Origin of the sequence: Chitinophaga varians (genome assembly GCF_012641275.1) — a bacterium.
In the GTDB taxonomy this organism is placed as follows: domain Bacteria; phylum Bacteroidota; class Bacteroidia; order Chitinophagales; family Chitinophagaceae; genus Chitinophaga; species Chitinophaga varians_A.
In genome coordinates, this window is sequence record NZ_JABAIA010000004.1 from 400,282 (window position 1) to 422,345 (window position 22,064).

Consider the following 22,064-nt stretch of genomic DNA (forward strand, 5'->3'; position numbering starts at 1 on the left):
CCTGCTGTAACAATTATTTCTATCACCACTAAATTAACGATTGTATGAAAGTAGCCCTGATAACAGGTATTACCGGACAGGATGGAGCCTACCTGGCAGAACTGCTGCTGGAAAAAGGATACATGGTGCACGGCGTTAAACGTCGCGCTTCCCTGATCAATACGGAGCGCATAGATCATTTATACCAGGATATGCACAGCGAGAATGTACGCTTTCGTCTCCACTATGGTGATATGACAGACAGCACCAACCTGATCCGCATTATCCAGGAAACCCAGCCGGATGAAATTTATAACCTGGCGGCCATGAGCCATGTGAGAGTGAGCTTTGACACGCCTGAATACACGGCCAATGCGGACGGTATCGGCACCCTGCGTTTACTGGAAGCGTTACGGATACTGAAATTGGAAAAGAAAACCCGCATATACCAGGCCAGCACTTCCGAGCTGTACGGACTTGTTCAGGAGGTGCCACAACGGGAAACCACCCCCTTCTATCCCCGCAGCCCTTATGCCGTGGCTAAGTTGTATGCCTACTGGATCACGGTTAACTACCGCGAGGCCTATGGCATGTATGCCTGCAATGGCATCCTGTTTAATCACGAAAGTCCGCTCCGGGGTGAAACCTTTGTAACCCGGAAGATCACCAGGGGGGCGGCTGCTATTGCGCTTGGACTGCAGGATAAATTGTACCTGGGCAACCTGGACGCACAGCGGGACTGGGGCCATGCCAAAGATTACGTGGAAGCGATGTGGCGCATCCTGCAACAGGAGCAGCCGGACGACTATGTGATCGCCACCGGCATCACCACTACCGTTCGGGAATTTGTTCGCATGGCCTTTGAGGAACTGGGCATCACCATCACCTTCCAGGGCAGTGGTGTCGGGGAAACAGGCATTGTTACCGCCTGTTCAAATGAAGTATACACGTTGCCGTTAGGAAAGGAAGTGGTGGCTATTGACCCGCGTTATTTCCGCCCTACAGAGGTGGAGCTGCTCATCGGTGACCCCGCTAAATCGAAATCAGTACTGGGCTGGGAGCCAGCCTATGACCTGCCCGCACTGGTCCGGGAGATGATGGCCGGCGACATAGCATTATTTGCAAAGAAAGAAGTTACACAGCTCGAACACTTAATCGGATAAATAAATGGCCATGCAGGTAGCAAACAGGGTGATATTAAATACCGGCGCACTTTACGGGCGAATGCTCATTACCATTTTCATTTCATTGTTCGCCACCAGACTGGTGCTGAACATATTGGGCGCGGCCGATTACGGGTTGTTTAACCTGATCAGCGGGGTGATTGCCATGTTGTCATTTCTGAACATTGCTATGACCATCAGCACGCAACGCTATATGTCGTTTCACCTCGGTACAAAAGACGGCCACAAATTAAAGCTGGTATTTAACGCCAGCGTATTGCTGCATTTTATACTGGGGCTGGCTATGGTGTTGCTGTTTGAAGTGGCAGGCGGCTACCTGTTTGATCATGTGTTGAATTACCCGGCAGACCGGACCATGGCGGCGAAGCTCATCTTTCAGTTCATGGTTGTCAGCGCATTCTTTACTATCATATCCGTGCCTTATGACGCCACGCTGATAGCGCAGGAGAACATGGTGACGGTGGCCATACTGGGTGTTGTTGAATCCCTGGGAAAACTGCTGATAGCCTTAGTCCTGCAATATACCGGTTACGATAAACTGATCGTGTACGGCGGCCTCATGACTTTACTCACAGTATTACTGCTGCTGTTCAAGCAGGTGTATTGCGCCATGAAGTACAAGGAAAGCAGGATCGCTATCCGGCGGTACGCCGACCGGCAATTGCTGAAAGAGATGTTTGCCTACGCAGGATGGAATATGTTTGGCGCCGGCAGTGTGGTTGCCCGTAACCAGGGGCTGGCATTACTGCTGAATGTATTCTTCGGCACCGTCGTAAATGCGGCTTATGGCATCGCCAACCAGGTAAATGCCCAACTGAGTTATTTCTCGGTGACCATGTTAAGGGCGTTGAACCCGCAGATCATAAAAAGCGAAGGCAGTGGCGACCGGCCCCGGATGCTTCGCCTGGCCATGATCGCCAGCAAGTTCTCTTTTTTCCTGTTGAGTTTCCTGGCTATTCCTATGATGATAGAAATGCCCTTTGTATTACAATGCTGGTTAAAGCAAGTGCCGGAGTATACTGTGATCATGTGCCGCTTAATTGTTATTGCCACGCTTATAAATCAACTATCTGCCGGGATACAGGTGGCAGTGCAGTCTGTTGGAAAGATAAGGAAATACCAGGTGGTGGTCAGTACAATGGTATTGCTAAACCTTCCCGTTGCCTGGCTGCTGCTCAAAGCCGGCTGGCCGGCTGCCTCAGTACTGGTGAGTGCCATCGTTATAGAGGTGTTGAGCGGGGCTTACAGGATCATGGCGGCCGAAAGAATAGCGGGACTGTCTCCGCTGCTGTATGTAAAACAGGTGGTCGTCCGCTCAGTAGCACCGGTGTTGCTGGCTGCGACACTGGCATACATACCGCAGTGGTGCATGTCTGAGGGATTTATACGGTTGGGAGGAACGACGCTGGTGAGCATACTGGCCATGACCGCCAGCGCGTGGCTGATCGGGCTGACGCAGGAAGAGGTGACCAAAATAGAACAACTATTCAGCCGCGTCTTTTCAAAACTACAGGCAAGGATGCCGGTATTAAAACAGAACTAACGGATATGCACATACTATTTTTTACGGATATTTCGCCCTTCCCGCAGAACGGAGGAGAGAGGATCAGGAGTTATTACCTGATCAAGGCCTTGTCGCAGCTTGGATACGAGGTCATTGCAGTAGTGCGGAACGTGGAAAAAGCAGACCTGAAGTCTTATCATCTTCCTAACGTCACTTATTATACTTATGAAACAAAGGATTTTGACCTGTTGACCCGTATAACCGGTAAACAATATTTCCAGCGGTCACCAGCCATATTGGAAATGTTCAGAAAGATATGCCAGGATTATCCCATCGCTGTGGCTTTCCTCGACTACGGGTTTGTGGGGCACTACATTTCTTTCTTTGAATCGAGGCATATCAGGGTGGTGCTGGGCACGCATAATGCGCAGCCAATGATCACCTGGCAGCTGCCCTCGGCCAATATACTGGACAGGGTCCGTAAACTGCAGTTGTTCAGCATGGAGAAACTGCACGAGCGCCTGTACTTTAATAAGGCTGCGGCAGTATTGGTGGTGAGCGACGATGACCACGCTTATCATACCCGGTTCCTGCCCGAAAGAAAAGTATTTACAGTGCCCAATTTTCTTGACCAGGCGGATTATCGCCTCTCCGGGAAAAAACAACAACGGGTACTGGTAATGACCGCCAACTTCGGTGTATACATGAATTTTGCCGGCCTTAAATGGTTCATAGAAAATGTTTGGGATGAAGAGCTGGCGGCCCGGTACGACCTGTGGCTGGTGGGCCGGGGATCGAAGGAAGCGCTCAAACGCATCACCGGCAGAGAGGAGTATCAGAATATAGTGGCCTTTGGGAAAGTGGATGATGTGAAGTGGTACATCTCCGTGGCCAGCGCCGTGATCATCCCCCTGATACATGGCAGCGGCACTCGGCTGAAATGCCTGGAAGCCATGGCGCTCAAAACGCCTGTTATCGCTACCAGCAAGGGAGTGGAAGGCGTAAAGAGCAAACACTTCATCGTAGCTGATGAGCCGGCGGCCTTTAAACAGTCACTGCTCAAATTCGATGACACTAAAGACAACGGCGCCCTGCTGCAGCAGGATTTTCAGCGGGAATACAGCCTGGAAGTGAATAAACAGCGTTTGCATCAGATTATTAACTACGCCTTGCGCGGAAAAATGCAGGTTTATGGTCAACCGGCTTAAGATAGCACTCTATACGTTACTTAGCGGCGTAAATATAGCACTGGTAGGGCAGCTGAAGCTGAACGAAATCATGGTGCTGTTGTCTGCGCCGTTTGTATTCGACAGGCGTGATTTCAAAGCCTATCCCATGTTCCGGAAGATCATTGTCGCGCTCGCAGCTTTGTTTATTTGCCAGGCTGTCACTGACCTGTTGGTAGTGAACAGCCCTTCAGAAAATTTTTTGCGTGGATGGGCCGCCATTGTTATGTCTATTCTATCATTCCTCTTCCTGTTTAAAACATTTAAAGATGACAAGATTATTTTCTTCTTCCTCTGTATGACCCTGCTGAAAAATATTATATGGACAGATGAAAACGCCGACACAGACATGTCTTACTTCAAGTTCAAGATGGTGCCTATCCTGTCCTATGGCGTGTATATACTGTCATTCCTCTTGTACCGTAGCGGGCGCTGGAAGACGGTACTGGCCTTGCTCTTGTCATACAGCCTGCTGTGTTTTGCGAGAGATGCGCGTTCCACAGGGATGGTCTTCTTCCTGGGCGCCATTATCATTTACTGCTTCAACAGCGGAATGTACCTGACGCGCGACAGGTTGCTGGGGTTTGGTATAGCAGGGTTGTTATTATTTCAGTTCGCCTATGTGGGTTATGTGAATGCAGTATTGAACCATGAGCTGGGCGGCGAACATGCATCAGAACAAATAGAACGGCTGGACAATCCATACAATCCCCTGGAATTGCTGATGACAGGCCGTGGAGAAACATTTGCCGCACTGGCCGCGATCAGCGATGCTCCCTTGTTTGGCCATGGCTCCTGGGCAAAAGATGATAATCTGAAATACTACCGCATTCTGTTGCTGTACCAGAATGAAGAAATGAACGAGCAACTGGTCGCGTCTACCGACCACCTGATCCCGAGCCACTCCATTTTGCTGGGCGCCTGGGTGAACTGTGGGCTGGGGGGATTTATTGCTGTGTTGCTGGTGTTTGTCTTTTTACTGAAAATGGGATTCTACCTGATCAGCAATGCCGCAGACACGGCGCTCTACCCGGTGCTGGTATTGATGACCATCGGCGTGATCTGGACTTTCCTGTTTTCACCCTTACAACAGCTGCGGTTTAATATACCGGCCATTGGCGCTATCCTGTTGCGGTCTTACTACGAGTGCTTGCCGGCATACAACGGGACGGCCCCTGAAGCGCTGATACACGAAACAACGGGCTTCCTCGCTCCGGAAGCAGAAATATAAACGGAAAAAACAACGACTATGAAAATATGCTTCATCACGCTTGGCGATATTAAGTTCATTGCCACCATGAAACGGGCCATCGGCATGGCAAATCCTCTCCTGGCACTTGGATGGGAGGTGACGATCATTGCACAGGACAGTGAAGAGAACAGGAAGCGTATAGCCATGGAGTGCAGCGATGCAGTGCAGGTGTATTATTATCCCCCGGGCACCGTTGCGGAAGAGGTACGAACGAAAACCGCACTGGTAAATGAAATAGCGCCGGATTACGTAATGTTTTGCTCATTTAGCTTCCGTAACCGCATCTCGAAAGGCAAACTTAAGCACAAGCCAAAGATACTCATCGAACATTCAGAACTACCGTCTGGTATCCCGGACAACAGTGGTCTTCGCAAATATGCCATGCTGGCCCTGGAATACTGGTCTGTATTATATGCCGACGGCTTGCTGTGCGCAAGCAGCTACCTCTGTAAGATTTACAAAAAGAGAGCAGCACAATTACTTCGTAAGCAACTGCCTGTCCTTTATTCTCCCTATGCGTTTAACAATGAAGTGGTGGAGTCGCCACGCATCCGTTACCAGGAGTTAAAAGACACCTATGCCGGAAAAACGCTGCTCATCTACATGGGAACGCTGACCCGCAACTACGGCCTGTTTACCATGCTGCAGGCAATGGAAATGATCAGCAGCGAGCGCCCGGACGTAATCCTGCTGTTGTTGGGCCGTGGGCGCCACCAGGAAGAGGCTAAGGCTTTTGTAAAGGAAAAGGGGCTGACGCAACAGGTACAGTTCCTGGGCTACACGCCGGAAGAGGAGCTGAGCTCTTACTTTGCGGCCGCGGATGCATTTATATCTCCGCTGAATGATACCATACAGGACCGGGCCCGCTGCCCCAGTAAGATCTATATGTATATACCCTTTGACAAACCCGTGTTTACCTGCAACGTCGGAGAACCGGCAGAGATATTTGGAAATGACGGTAGCTATTTTGATAACCGGCAACCAGCCTCCCTGGCTGCACTGATCAATCAGCTGGCGTCCGGTGGCCTGGAAGTGCGGGGGGCCGATAAGAAGGCACATAGCTGGGAAAAACGCGCTATTGACTTTACCGAATGGATCAACAGTAACTACACGACCAAAGTATTAAGTATTGCTAACCTGTAAATGGTACCAGCGTGAACTACGTTTATTATAAAGACCCTAAGGGCAATTTTGGCGATGACCTCAACGGCTGGCTCTGGCCCAAATTGTTTGGCATGGGAAAAGAAAAAGATCCGGATGTATTCCTGGGCATAGGCTCTATCCTGTTCGACGGTTCTCCCTTGTTCCGTGATCTGGCGGCGCGGCGTAAAATCGTGTTTGGTACCGGCGTACGGCCCGTTCATAGGATCTTTCCGCTGGACGGCAGTTGGGATATCCGTTTCCTCAGAGGGCCGTTATCTGCCTATGCTTTTAATAACCAGTTCCCGTATATCGCTGACGCGGCCTATGCCATCCGTCTTCTTCCGGATTTTAACAGGTTCCTGCATATGCCGAAGAAGTATAAGGTGAGCGTCATCCCGTATTTTAAATCAGTCCCGTTCTTCGACTGGGAAAGTCTCTGTTCCCGGTTGGGCTTCAACTATATTTCACCGCGCTCCGAAAAAGGAGTAGAGCATACGCTGGCGGAAATTGCTGCATCGCAGTATGTTATTGCAGAGGCCATGCACGGCGCTATTCTCGCCGATGCGCTGAGAGTTCCCTGGCACCGGTTCCTGTTGTCCACGCCGCATACGGAAGGCAGCGGTGTTTCGGAGTTCAAATGGATGGACTGGCTGGCGGCTGTCAATCTTTATAATATCAATGCTACCACGGTAAAGCTGTACCGCAAATCATTCCTGCACGAAAAGATAAAATCACTCTCCTGTAATCGTATCAGCGCGGAGTTCCTTGTTCCCGGCATGGTAAAATCCGAGCTGATGAAAATGCTGCAGGGCGTAACTGAATTTTATCTGTCGGAAGACGAGATGGTCAGGCGCATCGATAGCAAAATTTTTGGTCAGGCCGATTTGTTGCGCAGAGAGCGGAGCATGGATACTTCTTTATTTATTACAACACGTTAGTTATGCAAAAGGAATTTGTTTTATCAAGGGGGGAAGGTCATTTCTTTTTTGGGTTCCATGACCTGGTGGCATGGAATTTTGAAGGGGATAAAATTTTGGCTTTGCAGGCGCCCGATATAACGGTGCCGCCGGACCCACGGGTGGCATGCGGTATTGGTTATTTTGATGCGGCACGGCAATTCCGCAGGCTGGGCGATACTTATGCCTATAATTATCCTCAGGGGGCGCGGCAGCAATGGATAGCCGAAACAGACAATTTTATTGTGAATGATCGTGTAGAAGACAAATGGGGATCACGCATCTATGATGCAGATACCGGTAGGTGTGTATCTACCCTGCAGTTGCCCGCACATGTGATCACCGACAAGGGCATTGCTTTCGGGTTGGATTACGCGCGATTATTCCGGGTAGGCGGATATGGTTATACCGGACTTCCTGATAAACAGGCGCATGTCCATGCGCCTGTGGATTCCGGCATTACAATACATAATATTTATACCGGTGAACAGTCGCTGCTGCTTTCTGTTGCAGCAGCGGCTAATTACCGGATGGACCCTTCGCTGGGCCAGCATCATTACATTACTCACCTGCTATTAAATCCATCGCAGAACAGGCTGGCTTTTCTGCACCGTTACAAGCTGAAAGACGGTGGAGAAACCACGCGGCTGATGACCATAGGTACGGACGGTGACGGGCTTACCTGCCTGGCCACCGGGTTTCTCAGTCATTTCGACTGGAAAGACGACAACCATATTGCCATCTGGGGAAGGACCGGCAGCGGTATTGAAAAACTGCGCGGCTCACTGTTGTACAGGATGATGCCGGCTGGCCTGATAGCCAACGGGAAGAAAGTGCTCAAGAAACTATTGTACACCCGCGCAAAAGGCGCGAAGGCCGTGGCGCCTTTCAACTGGCTGCTGCTGGAAGATACAGATAATGCGGTGCCGGCTATGCTGGCAAAGGATATCATCACGGAAGACGGGCATCCGATGTTTTGCCCGGCCGACCGCGACTGGATGATTTGCGATACCTATCCTGACCAGCACGGCATTCGTACGCTTTTCCTCTTCCAGTACAGCACGCAGGAGAAAACCACGTTAGGGACCTACCGCATGATCGATACTAAGCCTGATCTGCAACTGGCCGACCGTTTACTCGAAGGAGTAGATGAGGGCGTGCTGAAATCGTTTTCACTGGAACAGATGGCTTTTACCAGAAGTGGGCTGCACTGCGATCTGCATCCCCGCTGGAAGCGGGATGGCAGCCAGGTGGCCTTCGATTCCATTCACGAGGGCAGCCGGCTGATCTATGGATATGATGTGAGCAGTATAATTCATGTAAATAAAAACGTGCTGGTATGATAGCTATTGTACAGCCACTGGTGCCGCATTACAGAGAGCATTTCTTTAACCGCCTGCGCGAGCAGGCGCCGTTTGAACTGTATTGTTACAACGGAGCGGAAGTAATGCAAAAGCAAAACCTGTCGGCCGGCAGTACTTCCGTCAAACCATTGCCTGCCTGGAGCATAGGGCCTTTTGTACTTTATAACCCGCTACGTCTTTTAAAATCAGACTATAAGGTGCTGGTGCTGATGCTCAATTTTGCACATATATCTACCTGGATAATCCTGTTGTTGAAACCTTTCCTCAAACAAAAGGTGGTGCTTTGGGGCCACGGAATTTCCGTGAAGAGGTATGTGCAGGAAGAGCAGCAGCCCAGCCGCCTGCTGAAATGGATGATACAACTGGCAGATGCCACCTGGTTCTATACTGCCAGTGAAATGGCGTTATGGCGACAGGTCATCCCGGCCATGAACGCCGTGTCGCTGAATAATACCATCTCGGAAGTGGAACAGATCATACAACAACCTCTTCCTGACAAGACAGCCTTACGGGAAAAGTATGGTGTTCGCGCCAGGAGAGTGTTGATCTACTGCGCCCGGTTTAATGAAACGGGACGGCGCATTGACCTGCTGTTAAAAGTCATTGCGGAAACCGATCCGGCGGAATATGGCTTTGTCATTATCGGAGCGGGAAAATACAAACCTGACTTCAGCGGTTATCCGCATGTGATCGACTTTGGTGCGGTGTACGACCCGGCGGTGAAGCAGGAGTTGTTTGGCCTGGCAGATCTTTATTTTCAGCCAGGGTGGGTTGGATTGTCCGCCGTGGAAGCTATGGCTTATGGTAAGCCGGTATGCACTTTCAAACGTAGCGAAACGATATTGCAATGTGTGGAATACGGCTACATCAAAGACGGTAATAACGGGTTGATCTTTGAGAGTATGGAGCACTGCCTGCATACGCTGCGTACCATTTCCGATGATGCGATCTATACTATGGGGCAGCAGGCCAGGCGCTTTGTAAAAGAGAACCTGACGATGACAGGCATGGTTGACAATGCGTCGCATTCGCTGCATGCAATGATCCAATAATAATCATTTTATGAAGATACTTTTCATTGTTCCTTCCTACAAGCCGGCCTATGTGTACGGCGGGCCGGTTGTGGTAATTGCCCGCCTGGCAGAACAGCTGACGCAGATGGGACATACCGTTGAGGTCTATACTACCACCGCTAACGGCGGAAAGGAGCTGGAGATACCAGCCAATAGCACCATCGTGGTGGATGGCGTAAAGGTGACCTACTTTAAACGGATCACCGGTGACCATACACATGTGTCGCCCGCTTTATGGAAAGCAGTTTGGACTAATGCACGGCTGTTCGATAAAATACATATTCACTCATGGTGGAATTTCCTGGTGATCGGCGCTTCCTTTATATGCAAGTGGAAAAAACTGAAACCATTGCTGTCGCCTCACGGTATGTTCTGCGATTATGTGCTCACTGCCAGGAACAGCCGTAGCAAACAGCTGCTGCATAAGGTGATGGGCAAACAGCTGCTGCGTAACACTTATCTGCATGTCTCCTCTGAAATGGAATGGAAGGAGTGCCAGCAGATAAATAAAGGCTGGGAAGGGGGGCAGGTGTTTAACCTCGTGCATCTTCCCGGGGACAGCTATACACGCCATGATAACAACGCATTCACCATTAGCTTCCTTTCACGCGTGGACCCCAAAAAGGGATTGGACCTCCTGATACAGGCGCTCTCAGGGGTATCGTTCCCGTACCGTTTGCAGATTGCGGGCACGGGCGATGAAAAGTATGTGTTGGAACTGAAGGACCTGGTGGCACAGTTGGATATGAAGGACAAAGTGGACTGGGTAGGTTGGAAAGGCAATGAGGATAAGTTTCATTTCCTTGCTGCCACCGACCTTTTTGCCCTCACCTCCCGTAATGAAAACTTTGCGATCGTGGTCATAGAAGCCTTATATGCCGGCACACCCGTATTGATCAGCGACCAGGTAGGATTGGCCGGCTACGTGCGGGACCATAACCTGGGTTGGATTACACCGATAGACAACGTGGCGGCCATTACCCGCCAGTTGGAGGAAGCTTACCGCGATAAATTACGGCGGGAGTATATTTCCCGCCATGCGCCCGGGCAGGTCCGCGATGATTTTAATGATGCCAGGCTGGCGTCTTCTTATGTTCAACTGTACGAAAAATGTAATTAGATGGAATTGGCAGTGATAATACTCACCTATAACGAATCATTGCATCTGGCACGCTGTATACGTAGCCTGAGGCCCATAGTGAGCAGTATTTATGTGGTAGACGCTTTTTCCACTGACGACACAGTGGCCATCGCAGAAAGCTATGGAGCGAAGGTGCTTCAGCGTAAATGGGTCAATTATGCGGACCAGTTTCAATGGGCGTTGGACCATGCGGGCATCACAGCCCCCTGGGTGATGCGCATGGATGCAGATGAATACCTGGAACCAGGACTGGTAAAGGAGATAGCCGCACGTCTGGACAACATGCCGGAAAATATAACGGGAATATACATACGCAGGAAGGTATTGTTTAAGGGAAAATGGATCCGGTACGGCGGCTTTTACCCACATACGCTCCTGAGAATCTGGCGCAACGGGGTGGGAAGCATTGAGCAACGCTGGATGGATGAACATGTCGTATTGTCTGATGGCAATACCCTGCGGTTCAATGAGCATATTGTGGATGACAACCTGAACTCAATCCACTGGTGGGTAAATAAGCATAACAACTATGCCATCAGGGAAATGGTGGACCTGCTGAATATCCGTTACAGCTTCTGGCAATCGGACGACCGTTTGTTGAAAGCACACGGATCGCAGGCCAAACGCAAACGGTTCCTTAAGGAAAAGGTTTACGCTGCACTATCGCCGGGGATGCGGGCCTCCATGTATTTTCTTTTCCGCTATGTGCTGCGCTGCGGGTTCCTGGACGGCTACAAAGGCTTCTTATTCCATTTCATGCAGGGCTACTGGTATCGTTTGCTCGTAGACGTTAATGTGCAGGAGTTCCAACAAAAGCTGAAGGGAGGAGAAAGCAAGGAGGATATTATGGCATTACTGAAACAGGATTATAACATTCATATCTGATATTATATGGCAACCAATCTCGCGGCATTTAACACCGGTAATTATTATGCCGGACCGAAATGGAAAGTACTGGCCTGGTACTTCTGCAACTATTATGTGCTTAATAGCGCTTTCCCGTGGCCATATGTGTTGAAACGTGCGTTGCTGAGGTTGTTCGGCGCCAGGGTAGGCAAAGGCCTGGTCATAAAGACAAAGGTGCGGATCAAGTACCCGTGGCGATTGACCATTGGTGACCATTGCTGGCTGGGGGAAGGGGTCTGGATCGATAACCTGGCAGATGTGACCCTGGGCGATCACGTATGTATTTCACAGGGCGCACTGTTGCTGACAGGGAACCACGATTATAAACGGCCGGATTTCCCTTACCGGCTCGGAGATATCCATATCGAAGACGGTGCCTGGATTGGCGCTATGGCGGTAGTATCTGCGGGCGTCACCTGCGGATCGCACAGTGTGCTTACGGTAAACAGCCTGGCTTCAAAAGATCTGCAGCCCTGGCTGATTTATTCCGGAAGCCCCGCCGTAGCAGTGCGTAAGCGGGAAATGGTAACGCATCCTGTCACTTTCCTAAATATGGCGGCCATATGAGAAAAAGCGCCGTTTTGTTATTGTTTATATGCATGTGGGGGCGGCTGCAGGGACAACATTGGCTCACCGACTCGCTTGAAGTACATGCCGGCGCCATCGGTACGGTGGCGACAAAAGACTATATGCCCTTGTGGCTGGTGTCGAAGCGCTTCGGGACCATCAGTGACCGCAAGGGTGATATGTCGGCGCATGTAGGGTTCTCCGGGCAACAGGTATGGCAGGAGCGTTTTTATCTCAGGCTGGGGCTGGACGTATATAACAACAACCAATTTGGCAGCACTTTTATTGAACAGGGATTTATAAAAGCGGGATATAAGAACTGGGAGATACGCGCCGGGCGGTATGAAGAGATTATCGGGGAAGTAGACCCCTTGCTGAGCAGCGGCTCCCTGGGAGTCAGCGGCAATGCGCTGCCTATCCCAAAGATAGGGTTGGCAGTAACAAAATACACCAATGTGCCCTGGACAAACGGATGGCTACAGTTTAAAGGGCTGATCAGCCATGGCTGGATGGGAAAAGAACAGTTCATTAAAAACGCCTGGCTGCATGAAAAAAACTTCTATCTCCGCATAGGAAAAAACAAGCTCAAATTATTTGGCGGCATACAGCATTATGCCGTTTGGGGTGGCAGCCGTAAGGACCTTCCGGCCATCACCCGGAACTGGCAAGGGTTTATGGATGTATTGCTGGTGAAAACAAAAGACGACGGCACAGTAGGTGATGCGAATATACAACCCAACCGGCCAGGTGATCACCGTGGTGTCATCGAGGGAGGGATCGACTGGGAGAATGAACAACTGGCGCTGCACCTCTATCACCAGACGCCGTTTGAATCAGGTCAGGGCATCGATATCCGGAACATCGATCGGCTGCTTGGTATTAGCTATACCAACAAAAAGCCCGGTGGCTGGCTAAGTAAAATAGTGGCAGAGTTTATTTATACCCGGCAGTCGAACGACTTCTACCTGCAACGTCTCAGGGAAAGTTATTATAACAACGGCGTGTACCTGACCGGTTGGGACTATCATGAGCGTATCATTGGAACACCGCTGTTTACAGACAGGTACAGGGCGCAACATTATTTTACCGGCGTAAAACCACTGGACTGGGATCTGCCAAAGGATTCGCTCCGCGGGAAAGGCGGCAACATCATCAATAACCGTATTGTGGGCGGGCATATCGGCTTCCAGTACCGCCTCATGGGGAAATTATCCGGCAAGACGCTGATCACCTATACACAAAACTATGGCACTTATACCAACCCGGCCTTGTTTACGCCTGCAAAGCGGCAATGGTATACGCTGGAGGAGCTGCAGTACCAGTTGCCCGGGAAAGGCTTGCTGCTCAGAGCATCGCTGGCGGTAGACCAGGGACAGCTGACCAACAATGTAGGGTTTTTACTGGGTGTCCTGTGGAGCTGGAAAATGTAAGATTTAAATATAACGTATATGCGTAAACGAGTATTACTGATAAGCGGGAATTTCTCACCGGAGCCAACCGGCATTGGAAAATATAACGGCGAAATGATCGGCTGGCTGGCGGACAACGGCTGCGACTGTACGGTCGTTACCACCTATCCCTACTATCCGCAATGGAAGGTGCAGCCGCCCTATGACCGTATGCGAAACTGGTTTAGCAAAGAAACGGCCGGGAACATCACGGTATACAGGTGCCCGCAGTATGTGCCCGCCAACCCTTCCGGAAAGAAGCGGATGTTGCAGGATGTTTCGTTTGCCGCATCAGCGTTTGTTAAGATAATGCAACTGGTATTCCGGCGCAAATTCGATATCGTGATCACAGTGGCCCCGCCGTTTCACCTGGGCCTGCTGGCCATACTGTACAGGAAACTACGCGACGCTGTTTTCGTATACCATGTGCAGGACCTGCAGATAGAAGCCGCAAGGGACCTGGCAATGATCCGGTCTAAACGCCTTATCAACACGATGTTGAAAGTGGAGCAATTCATTTTTCGAAGTGCAGATCATGTCAGTAGTATTGCGGACGGCATGATCCGGAAAATAAGCGATAAAACCGGAAGGGAGGTCCTTTTCTTCCCCAATTGGGTGGATGTGTCCAGGTACCATCCGTTAACCGGTAAGGAAGCCCTGAAAGAAGCATTTGGCTTTGCGGCCACCGATAAGATTGTTTTGTATTCAGGGGCGATAGGCGAGAAACAGGGGCTGGAATCATTGCTGCATGCGGCCGCAGCATGGCAGCACCAGCCGGATATCCGGTTCCTTATCTGTGGCTCAGGGCCTTATAAAGCAAGGCTGGAACAAATGGCGGAACAACTGCAACTGAAAAATACCACTTTCCTGCCGTTGCAACCTGCGGGGCAGTTTAATCAGTTCCTGAATATGGCAGATGTGCATCTGGTGATCCAAAAGTCGCATGCCAGTGACCTGGTAATGCCTTCCAAGCTGAGCACCATACTGGCAGTAGGCGGCATCGCCCTGATCACTGCCAACTCCGGCACGGGCTTGCACGAACTGGTGAGCAGGCATAATATCGGGATACTGGTAGATGCCGAAAACCAGGAGGCTTTGCAGGCGGGCATCGGTAAGGCCATATCACAAAACACGGCAGATATTGCCAGAAATGCACGCGATTATGCGGCAGCCCATCTTTCCATTTCAGGTGTAATGGCGCGCTTTAAAGAACAGGTGGCATAGTGCTATTATTGATCAACTATCTCTTTTTTATGTTGAACCGGTACCTTAAGATTTGCAGCGTCCAGTTGATTGCACTGGATTTTATTTCTCTGAATGTCCTTTTTTACCTCATCAGTTTCTGGCTGCGGCGATATGACCGCATGCAGGATATCAATGTGGATATTTTCCTGGCAGCATCCAATCTCTCATGGATGGTGGCGCTGTATACCACAGGCATATATTTTCTGAGCCAGCAATTGTCCTTTGACCGTATCACCCGGAAAACCGCACAGAGCATTCTGCTGTACTTATTGTTGCTGTTGTTGTTCCTTTTCTTCTCCAAACAATTATATTCCCGCCTGTTTATCCTGATGTACTGCACGGGATTTATCCTGGTAGTATTATTGGGGCGTTGGACCTTTTACCGGGTTACCAGCCATATCATGCATCGCAGGGGAGTGGAAAAAAAAGTGGTGATACTGGGGTATAACGAGTTGTCGAAAGAACTGGCCGGCAAATTGCTGGAAGATAACAGTAATCTCAAATTTGAAGGTTATTTTGAAGACCAGCATAATGTGCATGAACTCTCTTATTACCCGGTAATCGGCAACCTGGCGGCTTGTGTGCCATATGCACAGGCTAATAATATCCGTGAGATCTATTCTACTTTGTCGCCCGAAAAATTTCCGTACCTGTATACGCTGGCCAGGGAAGCCGAATTAAATCTGATCCATTTCCGCTTTGTCCCGGATTTTAAATTGTTTGTAAACAGGCAGATTTTTGTGGACTACTTCAATAACATCCCCATCATATCGCTGCGCGCCGAGCCACTGGACGATATTGCCAACCGGATACGCAAGCGCGTATTCGATATTGTATTCAGCAGCCTGGTGATCATCTTTATTTTGAGCTGGCTGATTCCTTTGCTGGCATTGCTGATCAGGCTGGAATCGGCGGGACCGGTATTTTTTATTCAGTACCGTACCGGCCGTAATAACCAGAATTTCCGATGCTTCAAACTACGAAGCATGTATGTGAACAAGGACGCTGATGCTAAACAGGCGACACGCCACGATAGCCGTTTTACACGTATAGGCCGCATACTCCGGAAAACCAACCTGGATGAGATGCCGCAATTTCTGAATGTCTGGATGGGCCATATGTCAGTTGTAGGGCCACGCCCTCATATGCTGAGGCATACGGAAGAATATTCCCGTATTATACAACAGTATATGGTCCGTCATTTCCTGAAACCCGGTATTACGGGATGGGCCCAGGTTAGCGGCCTGCGTGGCGAAGTGACGGACGAAGCTCACCTGCGCAGAAGAATTGAGCACGACATCTGGTACATGGAAAACTGGTCCATATACCTGGACCTGCGCATTATATTTTTGACGGTCCGGAATACGATCAAAGGAGAGGAAAATGCGTTCTGAATACCTGTTTTTCAGATTAGCCGGACCCGATGGTATTCATCTGTTTTTTATATGTTCCCGGTGATATCCCTGTTATTTTTTTGAAGATTTTAGAGAAATAGAAGACGTTGTCAAATCCTGTTTGCGTCGCAATTTCGGTAAAAGTTAGCCGGGTTGTCAGCATCAGGTATTGCGCCCGTTCTATTCTTTTTTCATGTACATATTTGACGGGCCTTTCTCCGGTGTGTTGCTGGAAAAGGCGCGAAAAATAGTCGGTATGCAGGTTTGCTTTTTTCGCCAGGTGTGTTACTGATAAGTCGCGGTTCAGGTTCAGTTGAATATAGCTGATAATATTCAGGATTTTTGCCGGTACCTGTCCGGTGTCCATGTGTTTAAATGTCTCCCGGGTCAGGAACCGCGACACCAGCTGGAGAAGAATGCCATGTGTTTCCGTGAATACCGACAGGCTTTGACGGTTATTCAGTTCCTGGTATTCTTTGTAGAAAACATTTTTTTCGTATACGCTCGGGTCGTCAGAGCGGTTAATGCCCCGGCCCGGGTTTATTTCCAACAGGCGCCTGAAATTCAGTATGTCAATGTCGGTGGCTTTTACCTTCATGATGGCCCTGTTATTTTCAAACAGTGAAATGCCGTCTGACGACTCTTCAAAGAACTGGACGAAATATTGACTGAGATAATCAGGGCATATCAGGTTACATAAGGTGAAACTCGGTATAATATAAAGAAAGCCAGCTTCCAGCCTCACCTGTGCCGAGGCGTCCCATATTTCGCCTGTTCCCGCATCAATATAGTATATCCTGAAATATGGACTGATCACATTTCTGTAGTTCCACCTGGCGTCCAGCTTCACATAGTCGACGTTCAATAACGTAAATGTCTGTTTTAGCGCTCTTTTAATCATGTGGTACATTTGATTGAACAACCTGGATTGAAGCGTCTCTCAGAAACGCTGTTATTTGTTTTTACAATGATCATTGTTCTTCCAATGTTAGGATTTTACCATAAAAATAAGTAGTAAATAGTCGGTTTTGTATAAAAGAAAGTCCTATTAAGCCAAATGTTTGGTAAATATTTCGAAGTAAGTTTGATTGATCGATTATTAGTTGTCATCATCATTGAAGGCTGCCTGCAAAAAGTTGACGCCTGCTGGTGGTGATGCCCGGTAAATATAAATTCCATGAAAAGAAGAACGCTGATCAAAGGTTTAGCGACGGGCTTGTCATCCCTGTACTTATCTGATCTTTATGCATACAGCCCGCTGAAATCGCTTTCTATTCCACGTATGGCATCCGGTCCATTCCAACCCAGCTGGGAATCGCTGGCCCAATACCAGGTACCTGACTGGTTCCGTGACGCAAAGTTCGGCATCTGGGCCCACTGGGGACCGCAATGTCAGCCGGAGCGCGGCGACTGGTACGCCCGCGGCATGTATCAGGAAGGGAGCGACCAATATAAGTATCATATCCAAAAGTATGGCCACCCGTCAAAATTTGGCTTTAAAGACGTCATCAACGAATGGAAGGCTGAGAACTGGCAACCGGAAGAACTGGTGGCCTTATACAAAAAAGCAGGCGCCAGGTATTTTATGGCCATGGCCAATCACCACGATAATTTTGATTTGTATGACAGTAAATACCACCGGTGGAATGCTACCAGGCTGGGCCCTAAGAAAGATATTATAGGCGGTTGGGCAAAGGCTGCCAAAAAAGAAGGCTTGCCTTTTGGTGTAACGGTACATGCTTCCCATGCATGGACGTGGTATGAGGTGGCGCAGCGTTCTGATAAGAGCGGGCCGTATGCCGGCGTGCCCTATGATGGCAAACTGACTAAATCCGATGGTGGTAACAGCTGGTGGCGTGGTTACGATCCCCAGGAATTATATGCGCAAAATCATCCGTTAAGCAAAGACAGTCTGGATAACGGAAGTATGGGAAGGCACTGGGACTGGGGGAATGGTGCCAGCATACCCGATAAGGCCTACTGTGAAAATTTTTTAAACCGGACTGTCGAACTCATTGACAAGTACGGCCCTGAACTCGTTTATTTCGACGACAGTGCGCTGCCGCTTTGGCCGATAAGCGATGCAGGGCTGAAGATAGCAGCACATCTCTACAATACCAGCATCAAAAGACATGGAAAACTGGAAGCCGCTTTGTTCTGTAAGGTGCTGAACGAGCAGCAACGGAAATGTATGATATGGGATATTGAAAGGGGACAAAGCAATGAGATAGAACCGCTGCCTTGGCAAACGGATACCTGTATCGGCGCCTGGCACTATGATCGGCGCTTGTTTGATAACAAGCGCTATAAAAGCGCTAAAACAGTGATACATACCCTGGCAGACGTGGTAAGTAAGAACGGCAACCTGCTGCTGAATATCCCGGTACGTGGCGACGGCTCTATTGACAGCGAAGAGCGTGCCGTCGTTGAACAGATAGCTGCGTGGATGCAGGTCAACAGTGAGGCTATCTATGGTACACGGCCATGGAAAGTATTTGGCGAAGGGCCTGCCATGGAGTCTGCAGTGGCATTGAATGCGCAGGGTTTTAACGAAGGGAAAGGCAAACCATTTGTCGCGGAAGATATCCGTTTTACCACGAAGGGTAAAACACTTTATGCGTTCCTGTTAGGATGGCCTGCAAACAATACCGCCCTGGTAAAGACGCTGCGGGCCAGTGACCAGGCTGGAAAAGTGCAGCAGGTGAGCATGCTGGGAGCCGGCGCACTGAAATTTCAACAGACCCCCGACGGCCTTACTGTGCAATTGCCGGAACAGCCACCCTGCAAAGAGGCATTTGTATTGAAAATTGAAGGGGCTATCGCTTAAGGCATATGCTCCTGTATCTCCTATTGTAACAACGCAGTTGATTGGGGTGGCAGTAGTATTGCTGTCAGCCCCGGCTTCTGCAAAACTATGCTCACATATGGCCACCAAAAAGACGTTATTCCCGTTTATACTGATAACAAGCCTGTTTTTTTTGTGGGGATTTGCGCATAACCTCGACCCGATACTGATACCCCATTTGCAGAAATCATTTACGCTCACCACGGTCCAGGCCACCCTGGTGGATTCTGCCGTGTTTGTGGCTTATTTCCTCATGGCTTTGCCGGCGGGGTTTATTATGAAAAAATACGGCTATAAAACAGGCATCATCAGCGGGCTGCTGGTTTTTGCGCTGGGATCGTTTCTTTTTATTCCTGCTGCCAATACACAGCAGTATGTGTTTTTCCTTGTTGCGTTGTTTATCATTGCCTGTGGTCTGACCATTCTGGAAACAGCTGCCAACCCTTATGCTTCATCGCTGGGTGATCCGGCGTATTCCACGCAGCGGCTGAACCTGGCGCAGTCGTTTAATGGGCTGGCCACCACACTGGCGCCTGTGATCGGGGCCCGCGTTATCCTTACTAAAGATTATACGGCGGCGCAATTAAGCGCGATGACGGAAGAAGGCCGCCGGCTGGCGCTTGCAGCGGAAGCTGCCACGGTGAAAGTACCGTATTTTATTTTGGGAAGCGTCCTGGTACTGATAGCGGTCATTTTCGCTTTCACACGTCTGCCGGCCATCCAGACAAACGAAGAGCAACCGGCCGGTAAACATATTTTTCATGCGTTCCGGCATCATCACCTGAGATGGGGCGTCATCGCCCAGTTTTTTTATGTAGGCGCCCAGGTCTGTGTGTTCAGCCTGTTTATTCTTTATGCTACAAAGGCTGCGGGCATAACAGCGGTATCGGCGGCTGATTACCTGGGTTTGTGCGGATTCGCCTTCCTGCTGGGGAGATTTATCGGTACTTACCTCATGCAATACTTCCGTTCAGCCAGAATGCTGGCGGTATACGCTGTGCTGAATATTTTTCTTTGCCTGGTGGCCATCTGGGGAACAGGTATGGTTACGGTTTACGCCGTAATAGGCATCTGTTTTTTTATGTCTATCATGTTTCCAACCATTTTTGCCCTTGGTATAAAAGAACTGGGTGGAGATACAGAGTTTGGAAGCAGTTTGATCATTATGTCCATTGTGGGAGGGGCTATCCTGCCGCGGTTATTTGGCTACATCAGCGATGTGACCGGCAATATTCAATATGGTTACATCATACCATTGATTTGTTTCCTGGTGGTGGCTTATTTCGGTTTTAAAGGCCATCGCGTAAATCAGAAAGACGGAAAATTATTGGTTTCAACTATTATTTAAAAAATATGAAAAGACACTGTTTGGCGCTCGATTTAAAAGATGATCCCCGGCTGATTGAAGAGTATGAATATTGGCACAAAGCGGAAAGCGGATGGCCGGAAATAAAAAAGAGCATTCTGGACGCAGGAATCACAGAGATGGAAATTTACAGAACGGGAAACCGTTTACTGATGATCATGGAAACCAATGAACAGTATGACGAGACAGCAAAAGCTGCATCTGACGCGGCCAACCCAAAAGTACAGGAGTGGGAACAATTAATGTGGAAGTTCCAGCAACCATTGCCCTGGGCAAAAGAAGGAGAGAAATGGGTGTTGATGGATCGGATTTTTCGTCTTTAGAAAACCAGCATGCACCATGCTGTTAAAAATAACGGTAAAAAAAAGATAATGCGTAACAGATGTTTGTATATTTTGACTGTATTGACGGTGTTCTGTCATATCTGCCTGGCACAGGCAGATAGTGCTTCTTCAAAAGCAGGTACAGTGCCTACTTTCCCTGATCCTCCTGCTGGCTTTAACCTGCAGCGTAATAATATACCTCATGGAAAAATGACGGTTGTGCAGTACCCGTCCAAAACGCTCGGTAAACGCCGCGAAATGAGCGTATACACGCCTCCGGGCTACACTGAAAACAGGAAATATCCGGTGCTGTACCTGTTACATGGCCTGGGACAGGATTACCGCCAGTGGACAGAATGGTGCCAGGCAGATAATGTTATCGACAACCTCATTGCAGATGGTAAAATGCAACCGGTGATCATGGTCTTTCCGAACTGTGATACCAGGCTAACGGTAACGGATACTGCATCATCCGGCCGGTCGGGGAGAGCGGACGGGTTTGAAGGCTACGGGAAACCATTTGAAGAGGACCTGCTGAAAGATATCATTCCCTACATCGATTCACATTATTCCACCATCAGCAACCGTGAACACCGTGCATTGGCAGGCCTGTCAATGGGCGGCGGCCAGTCGTTGAACATCGGTTTGTATCACCTGGAAACATTTGCCTATGTAGGCGGTTTTTCGTCGGCGCCTAACACCAATAAGTTTGGCGGTATGTATACCGACGTGCCGTTTATTCCGGACCTTAAGGCGGCCCGTGAGCAGTTGAAATTATTATGGATAGGATGCGGAAATAAAGATGGCCTTTTCGGGATCAGCGAAAAGGCGCATCAGTATCTCAGCGGGATAGGCATGCCACACGTCTGGAACGTGGACACTAACGGTCACGACAATACGGAATGGGACCGTAATCTGTATTTGTTCGCCCAACAGATTTTTATACAGCAGCATCAGCCGGGCAGATTGCAGACATTTGCTCCGGGCCAGGTCAGGCTGCTGTCAGGGCCTTTCCTGGATGCGCAGCGAACAGACGAAAAATATATTTTGTCTATGGACCCGGACCGCCTTCTGGCGCCTTTTCAGCAGGATGCAGGCATCCCTGTGAAAAAAAAAATTATGGCAGCTGGGAGAGCGGGGGCCTGAAC

19 protein-coding genes are annotated in these 22,064 nt (G+C 49.5%); 18 read left to right on the plus strand and 1 reads right to left on the minus strand.

Annotated elements, in window-relative coordinates; all coding sequences use genetic code 11:
• The first annotated feature begins 44 nt into the window (after positions 1-44).
• From gmd to HGH92_RS31120, 14 genes are read left to right on the plus strand one after another with little or no spacing between them, the layout of a single operon-like run.
• Positions 45-1,142: a GDP-mannose 4,6-dehydratase gene (gmd, locus tag HGH92_RS31055; protein ID WP_168874740.1), complete on the plus strand. Its 1,098-nt coding sequence runs from the start codon at positions 45-47 to the stop codon at positions 1,140-1,142.
• Between the two features lie 10 nt (positions 1,143-1,152).
• Positions 1,153-2,706 carry a lipopolysaccharide biosynthesis protein gene (locus HGH92_RS31060; RefSeq protein ID WP_168874741.1) on the plus strand — a complete coding sequence of 518 codons (1,554 nt, stop codon included), beginning with the start codon at positions 1,153-1,155 and terminating at the stop codon, positions 2,704-2,706.
• A 5-nt stretch (positions 2,707-2,711) separates the two neighbouring features.
• Positions 2,712-3,875 carry a glycosyltransferase family 4 protein gene (locus HGH92_RS31065; protein ID WP_168874742.1) on the plus strand — a complete coding sequence of 388 codons (1,164 nt, stop codon included), beginning with the start codon at positions 2,712-2,714 and terminating at the stop codon, positions 3,873-3,875.
• The gene (locus tag HGH92_RS31070; RefSeq protein WP_168874743.1) at positions 3,859-5,124 is read left to right on the plus strand and encodes a hypothetical protein; all 1,266 of its coding nucleotides are present in this window, start codon (positions 3,859-3,861) and stop codon (positions 5,122-5,124) included. The genes HGH92_RS31065 and HGH92_RS31070 overlap by 17 nt, the downstream gene beginning before the upstream one ends.
• An 18-nt stretch (positions 5,125-5,142) precedes the next feature.
• Positions 5,143-6,288 carry a glycosyltransferase family 4 protein gene (locus HGH92_RS31075; protein WP_168874744.1) on the plus strand — a complete coding sequence of 382 codons (1,146 nt, stop codon included), beginning with the start codon at positions 5,143-5,145 and terminating at the stop codon, positions 6,286-6,288.
• Between the two features lie 11 nt (positions 6,289-6,299).
• Positions 6,300-7,226: a polysaccharide pyruvyl transferase family protein gene (locus HGH92_RS31080; protein WP_168874745.1), complete on the plus strand. Its 927-nt coding sequence runs from the start codon at positions 6,300-6,302 to the stop codon at positions 7,224-7,226.
• Between the two features lie 2 nt (positions 7,227-7,228).
• Entirely contained in the window at positions 7,229-8,587 is a 1,359-nt protein-coding gene (locus HGH92_RS31085) for a hypothetical protein (protein WP_168874746.1), read from the plus strand.
• Positions 8,584-9,660 carry a glycosyltransferase gene (locus HGH92_RS31090; RefSeq protein ID WP_168874747.1) on the plus strand — a complete coding sequence of 359 codons (1,077 nt, stop codon included), beginning with the start codon at positions 8,584-8,586 and terminating at the stop codon, positions 9,658-9,660. Before HGH92_RS31085 ends, HGH92_RS31090 begins: the two co-directional genes overlap by 4 nt.
• 10 nt (positions 9,661-9,670) lie before the next feature.
• A complete protein-coding gene (locus HGH92_RS31095) occupies positions 9,671-10,801 on the plus strand; it encodes an XrtY-associated glycosyltransferase XYAG1 (protein WP_168874748.1) in 1,131 nt (376 codons plus the stop codon).
• The gene (locus HGH92_RS31100; protein ID WP_168874749.1) at positions 10,802-11,707 is read left to right on the plus strand and encodes a glycosyltransferase family 2 protein; all 906 of its coding nucleotides are present in this window, start codon (positions 10,802-10,804) and stop codon (positions 11,705-11,707) included. It abuts the gene before it with no gap.
• A 6-nt stretch (positions 11,708-11,713) separates the two neighbouring features.
• Positions 11,714-12,295, plus strand: coding sequence for a WcaF family extracellular polysaccharide biosynthesis acetyltransferase (locus tag HGH92_RS31105; protein WP_168874750.1), 582 nt, complete (start codon positions 11,714-11,716; stop codon positions 12,293-12,295).
• Positions 12,292-13,725: a capsule assembly Wzi family protein gene (locus HGH92_RS31110; RefSeq protein ID WP_168874751.1), complete on the plus strand. Its 1,434-nt coding sequence runs from the start codon at positions 12,292-12,294 to the stop codon at positions 13,723-13,725. Before HGH92_RS31105 ends, HGH92_RS31110 begins: the two co-directional genes overlap by 4 nt.
• Before the next feature lie 18 nt (positions 13,726-13,743).
• Positions 13,744-14,967 carry a WcaI family glycosyltransferase gene (locus HGH92_RS31115; RefSeq protein ID WP_168874752.1) on the plus strand — a complete coding sequence of 408 codons (1,224 nt, stop codon included), beginning with the start codon at positions 13,744-13,746 and terminating at the stop codon, positions 14,965-14,967.
• Positions 14,968-14,996: 29 nt separating this feature from the next.
• Complete coding sequence (locus tag HGH92_RS31120; RefSeq protein WP_168874753.1) at positions 14,997-16,382, plus strand: undecaprenyl-phosphate glucose phosphotransferase; 1,386 nt, start codon at positions 14,997-14,999, stop codon at positions 16,380-16,382.
• Between the two features lie 16 nt (positions 16,383-16,398).
• Here the strand turns inward: HGH92_RS31120 and HGH92_RS31125 are convergent, their stop codons facing one another.
• Entirely contained in the window at positions 16,399-17,283 is an 885-nt protein-coding gene (locus tag HGH92_RS31125) for a helix-turn-helix domain-containing protein (protein WP_168874754.1), read from the minus strand.
• A 276-nt stretch (positions 17,284-17,559) separates the two neighbouring features.
• Here HGH92_RS31125 and HGH92_RS31130 point away from each other — a divergent pair, with 276 nt between their 5' ends.
• From HGH92_RS31130 to HGH92_RS31145, 4 genes are all read left to right on the plus strand, one after another.
• The gene (locus HGH92_RS31130) at positions 17,560-19,209 is read left to right on the plus strand and encodes an alpha-L-fucosidase (RefSeq protein WP_168874755.1); all 1,650 of its coding nucleotides are present in this window, start codon (positions 17,560-17,562) and stop codon (positions 19,207-19,209) included.
• Between the two features lie 97 nt (positions 19,210-19,306).
• Positions 19,307-20,575 carry an L-fucose:H+ symporter permease gene (gene fucP, locus HGH92_RS31135; protein ID WP_168874756.1) on the plus strand — a complete coding sequence of 423 codons (1,269 nt, stop codon included), beginning with the start codon at positions 19,307-19,309 and terminating at the stop codon, positions 20,573-20,575.
• Positions 20,576-20,580: 5 nt separating this feature from the next.
• Complete coding sequence (locus HGH92_RS31140; protein WP_168874757.1) at positions 20,581-20,916, plus strand: L-rhamnose mutarotase; 336 nt, start codon at positions 20,581-20,583, stop codon at positions 20,914-20,916.
• A gap of 48 nt (positions 20,917-20,964) precedes the next feature.
• Entirely contained in the window at positions 20,965-22,062 is a 1,098-nt protein-coding gene (locus HGH92_RS31145; protein WP_211092799.1) for an alpha/beta hydrolase, read from the plus strand.
• Positions 22,063-22,064: the final 2 nt, after the last annotated feature.

What these genes read in the sequence shown, in the direction of transcription:
- HGH92_RS31070 (WP_168874743.1), top strand. Translation starts at nt 3,859, where the DNA reads ATGGTCAACCGGCTTAAGATAGCACTCTATACGTTACTTAGCGGCGTA.
- HGH92_RS31105 (WP_168874750.1), top strand. Translation starts at nt 11,714, where the DNA reads ATGGCAACCAATCTCGCGGCATTTAACACCGGTAATTATTATGCCGGA.
- HGH92_RS31125 (WP_168874754.1), bottom strand. Translation starts at nt 17,283, where the DNA reads ATGATTAAAAGAGCGCTAAAACAGACATTTACGTTATTGAACGTCGAC.
- HGH92_RS31110 (WP_168874751.1), top strand. Translation starts at nt 12,292, where the DNA reads ATGAGAAAAAGCGCCGTTTTGTTATTGTTTATATGCATGTGGGGGCGG.
- fucP (WP_168874756.1), top strand. Translation starts at nt 19,307, where the DNA reads ATGGCCACCAAAAAGACGTTATTCCCGTTTATACTGATAACAAGCCTG.
- HGH92_RS31115 (WP_168874752.1), top strand. Translation starts at nt 13,744, where the DNA reads ATGCGTAAACGAGTATTACTGATAAGCGGGAATTTCTCACCGGAGCCA.
- HGH92_RS31100 (WP_168874749.1), top strand. Translation starts at nt 10,802, where the DNA reads ATGGAATTGGCAGTGATAATACTCACCTATAACGAATCATTGCATCTG.
- HGH92_RS31085 (WP_168874746.1), top strand. Translation starts at nt 7,229, where the DNA reads ATGCAAAAGGAATTTGTTTTATCAAGGGGGGAAGGTCATTTCTTTTTT.
- HGH92_RS31140 (WP_168874757.1), top strand. Translation starts at nt 20,581, where the DNA reads ATGAAAAGACACTGTTTGGCGCTCGATTTAAAAGATGATCCCCGGCTG.
- HGH92_RS31095 (WP_168874748.1), top strand. Translation starts at nt 9,671, where the DNA reads ATGAAGATACTTTTCATTGTTCCTTCCTACAAGCCGGCCTATGTGTAC.
- HGH92_RS31060 (WP_168874741.1), top strand. Translation starts at nt 1,153, where the DNA reads ATGCAGGTAGCAAACAGGGTGATATTAAATACCGGCGCACTTTACGGG.
- HGH92_RS31120 (WP_168874753.1), top strand. Translation starts at nt 14,997, where the DNA reads ATGTTGAACCGGTACCTTAAGATTTGCAGCGTCCAGTTGATTGCACTG.
- HGH92_RS31145 (WP_211092799.1), top strand. Translation starts at nt 20,965, where the DNA reads ATGCGTAACAGATGTTTGTATATTTTGACTGTATTGACGGTGTTCTGT.
- HGH92_RS31075 (WP_168874744.1), top strand. Translation starts at nt 5,143, where the DNA reads ATGAAAATATGCTTCATCACGCTTGGCGATATTAAGTTCATTGCCACC.
- HGH92_RS31065 (WP_168874742.1), top strand. Translation starts at nt 2,712, where the DNA reads ATGCACATACTATTTTTTACGGATATTTCGCCCTTCCCGCAGAACGGA.
- gmd (WP_168874740.1), top strand. Translation starts at nt 45, where the DNA reads ATGAAAGTAGCCCTGATAACAGGTATTACCGGACAGGATGGAGCCTAC.
- HGH92_RS31130 (WP_168874755.1), top strand. Translation starts at nt 17,560, where the DNA reads ATGAAAAGAAGAACGCTGATCAAAGGTTTAGCGACGGGCTTGTCATCC.
- HGH92_RS31090 (WP_168874747.1), top strand. Translation starts at nt 8,584, where the DNA reads ATGATAGCTATTGTACAGCCACTGGTGCCGCATTACAGAGAGCATTTC.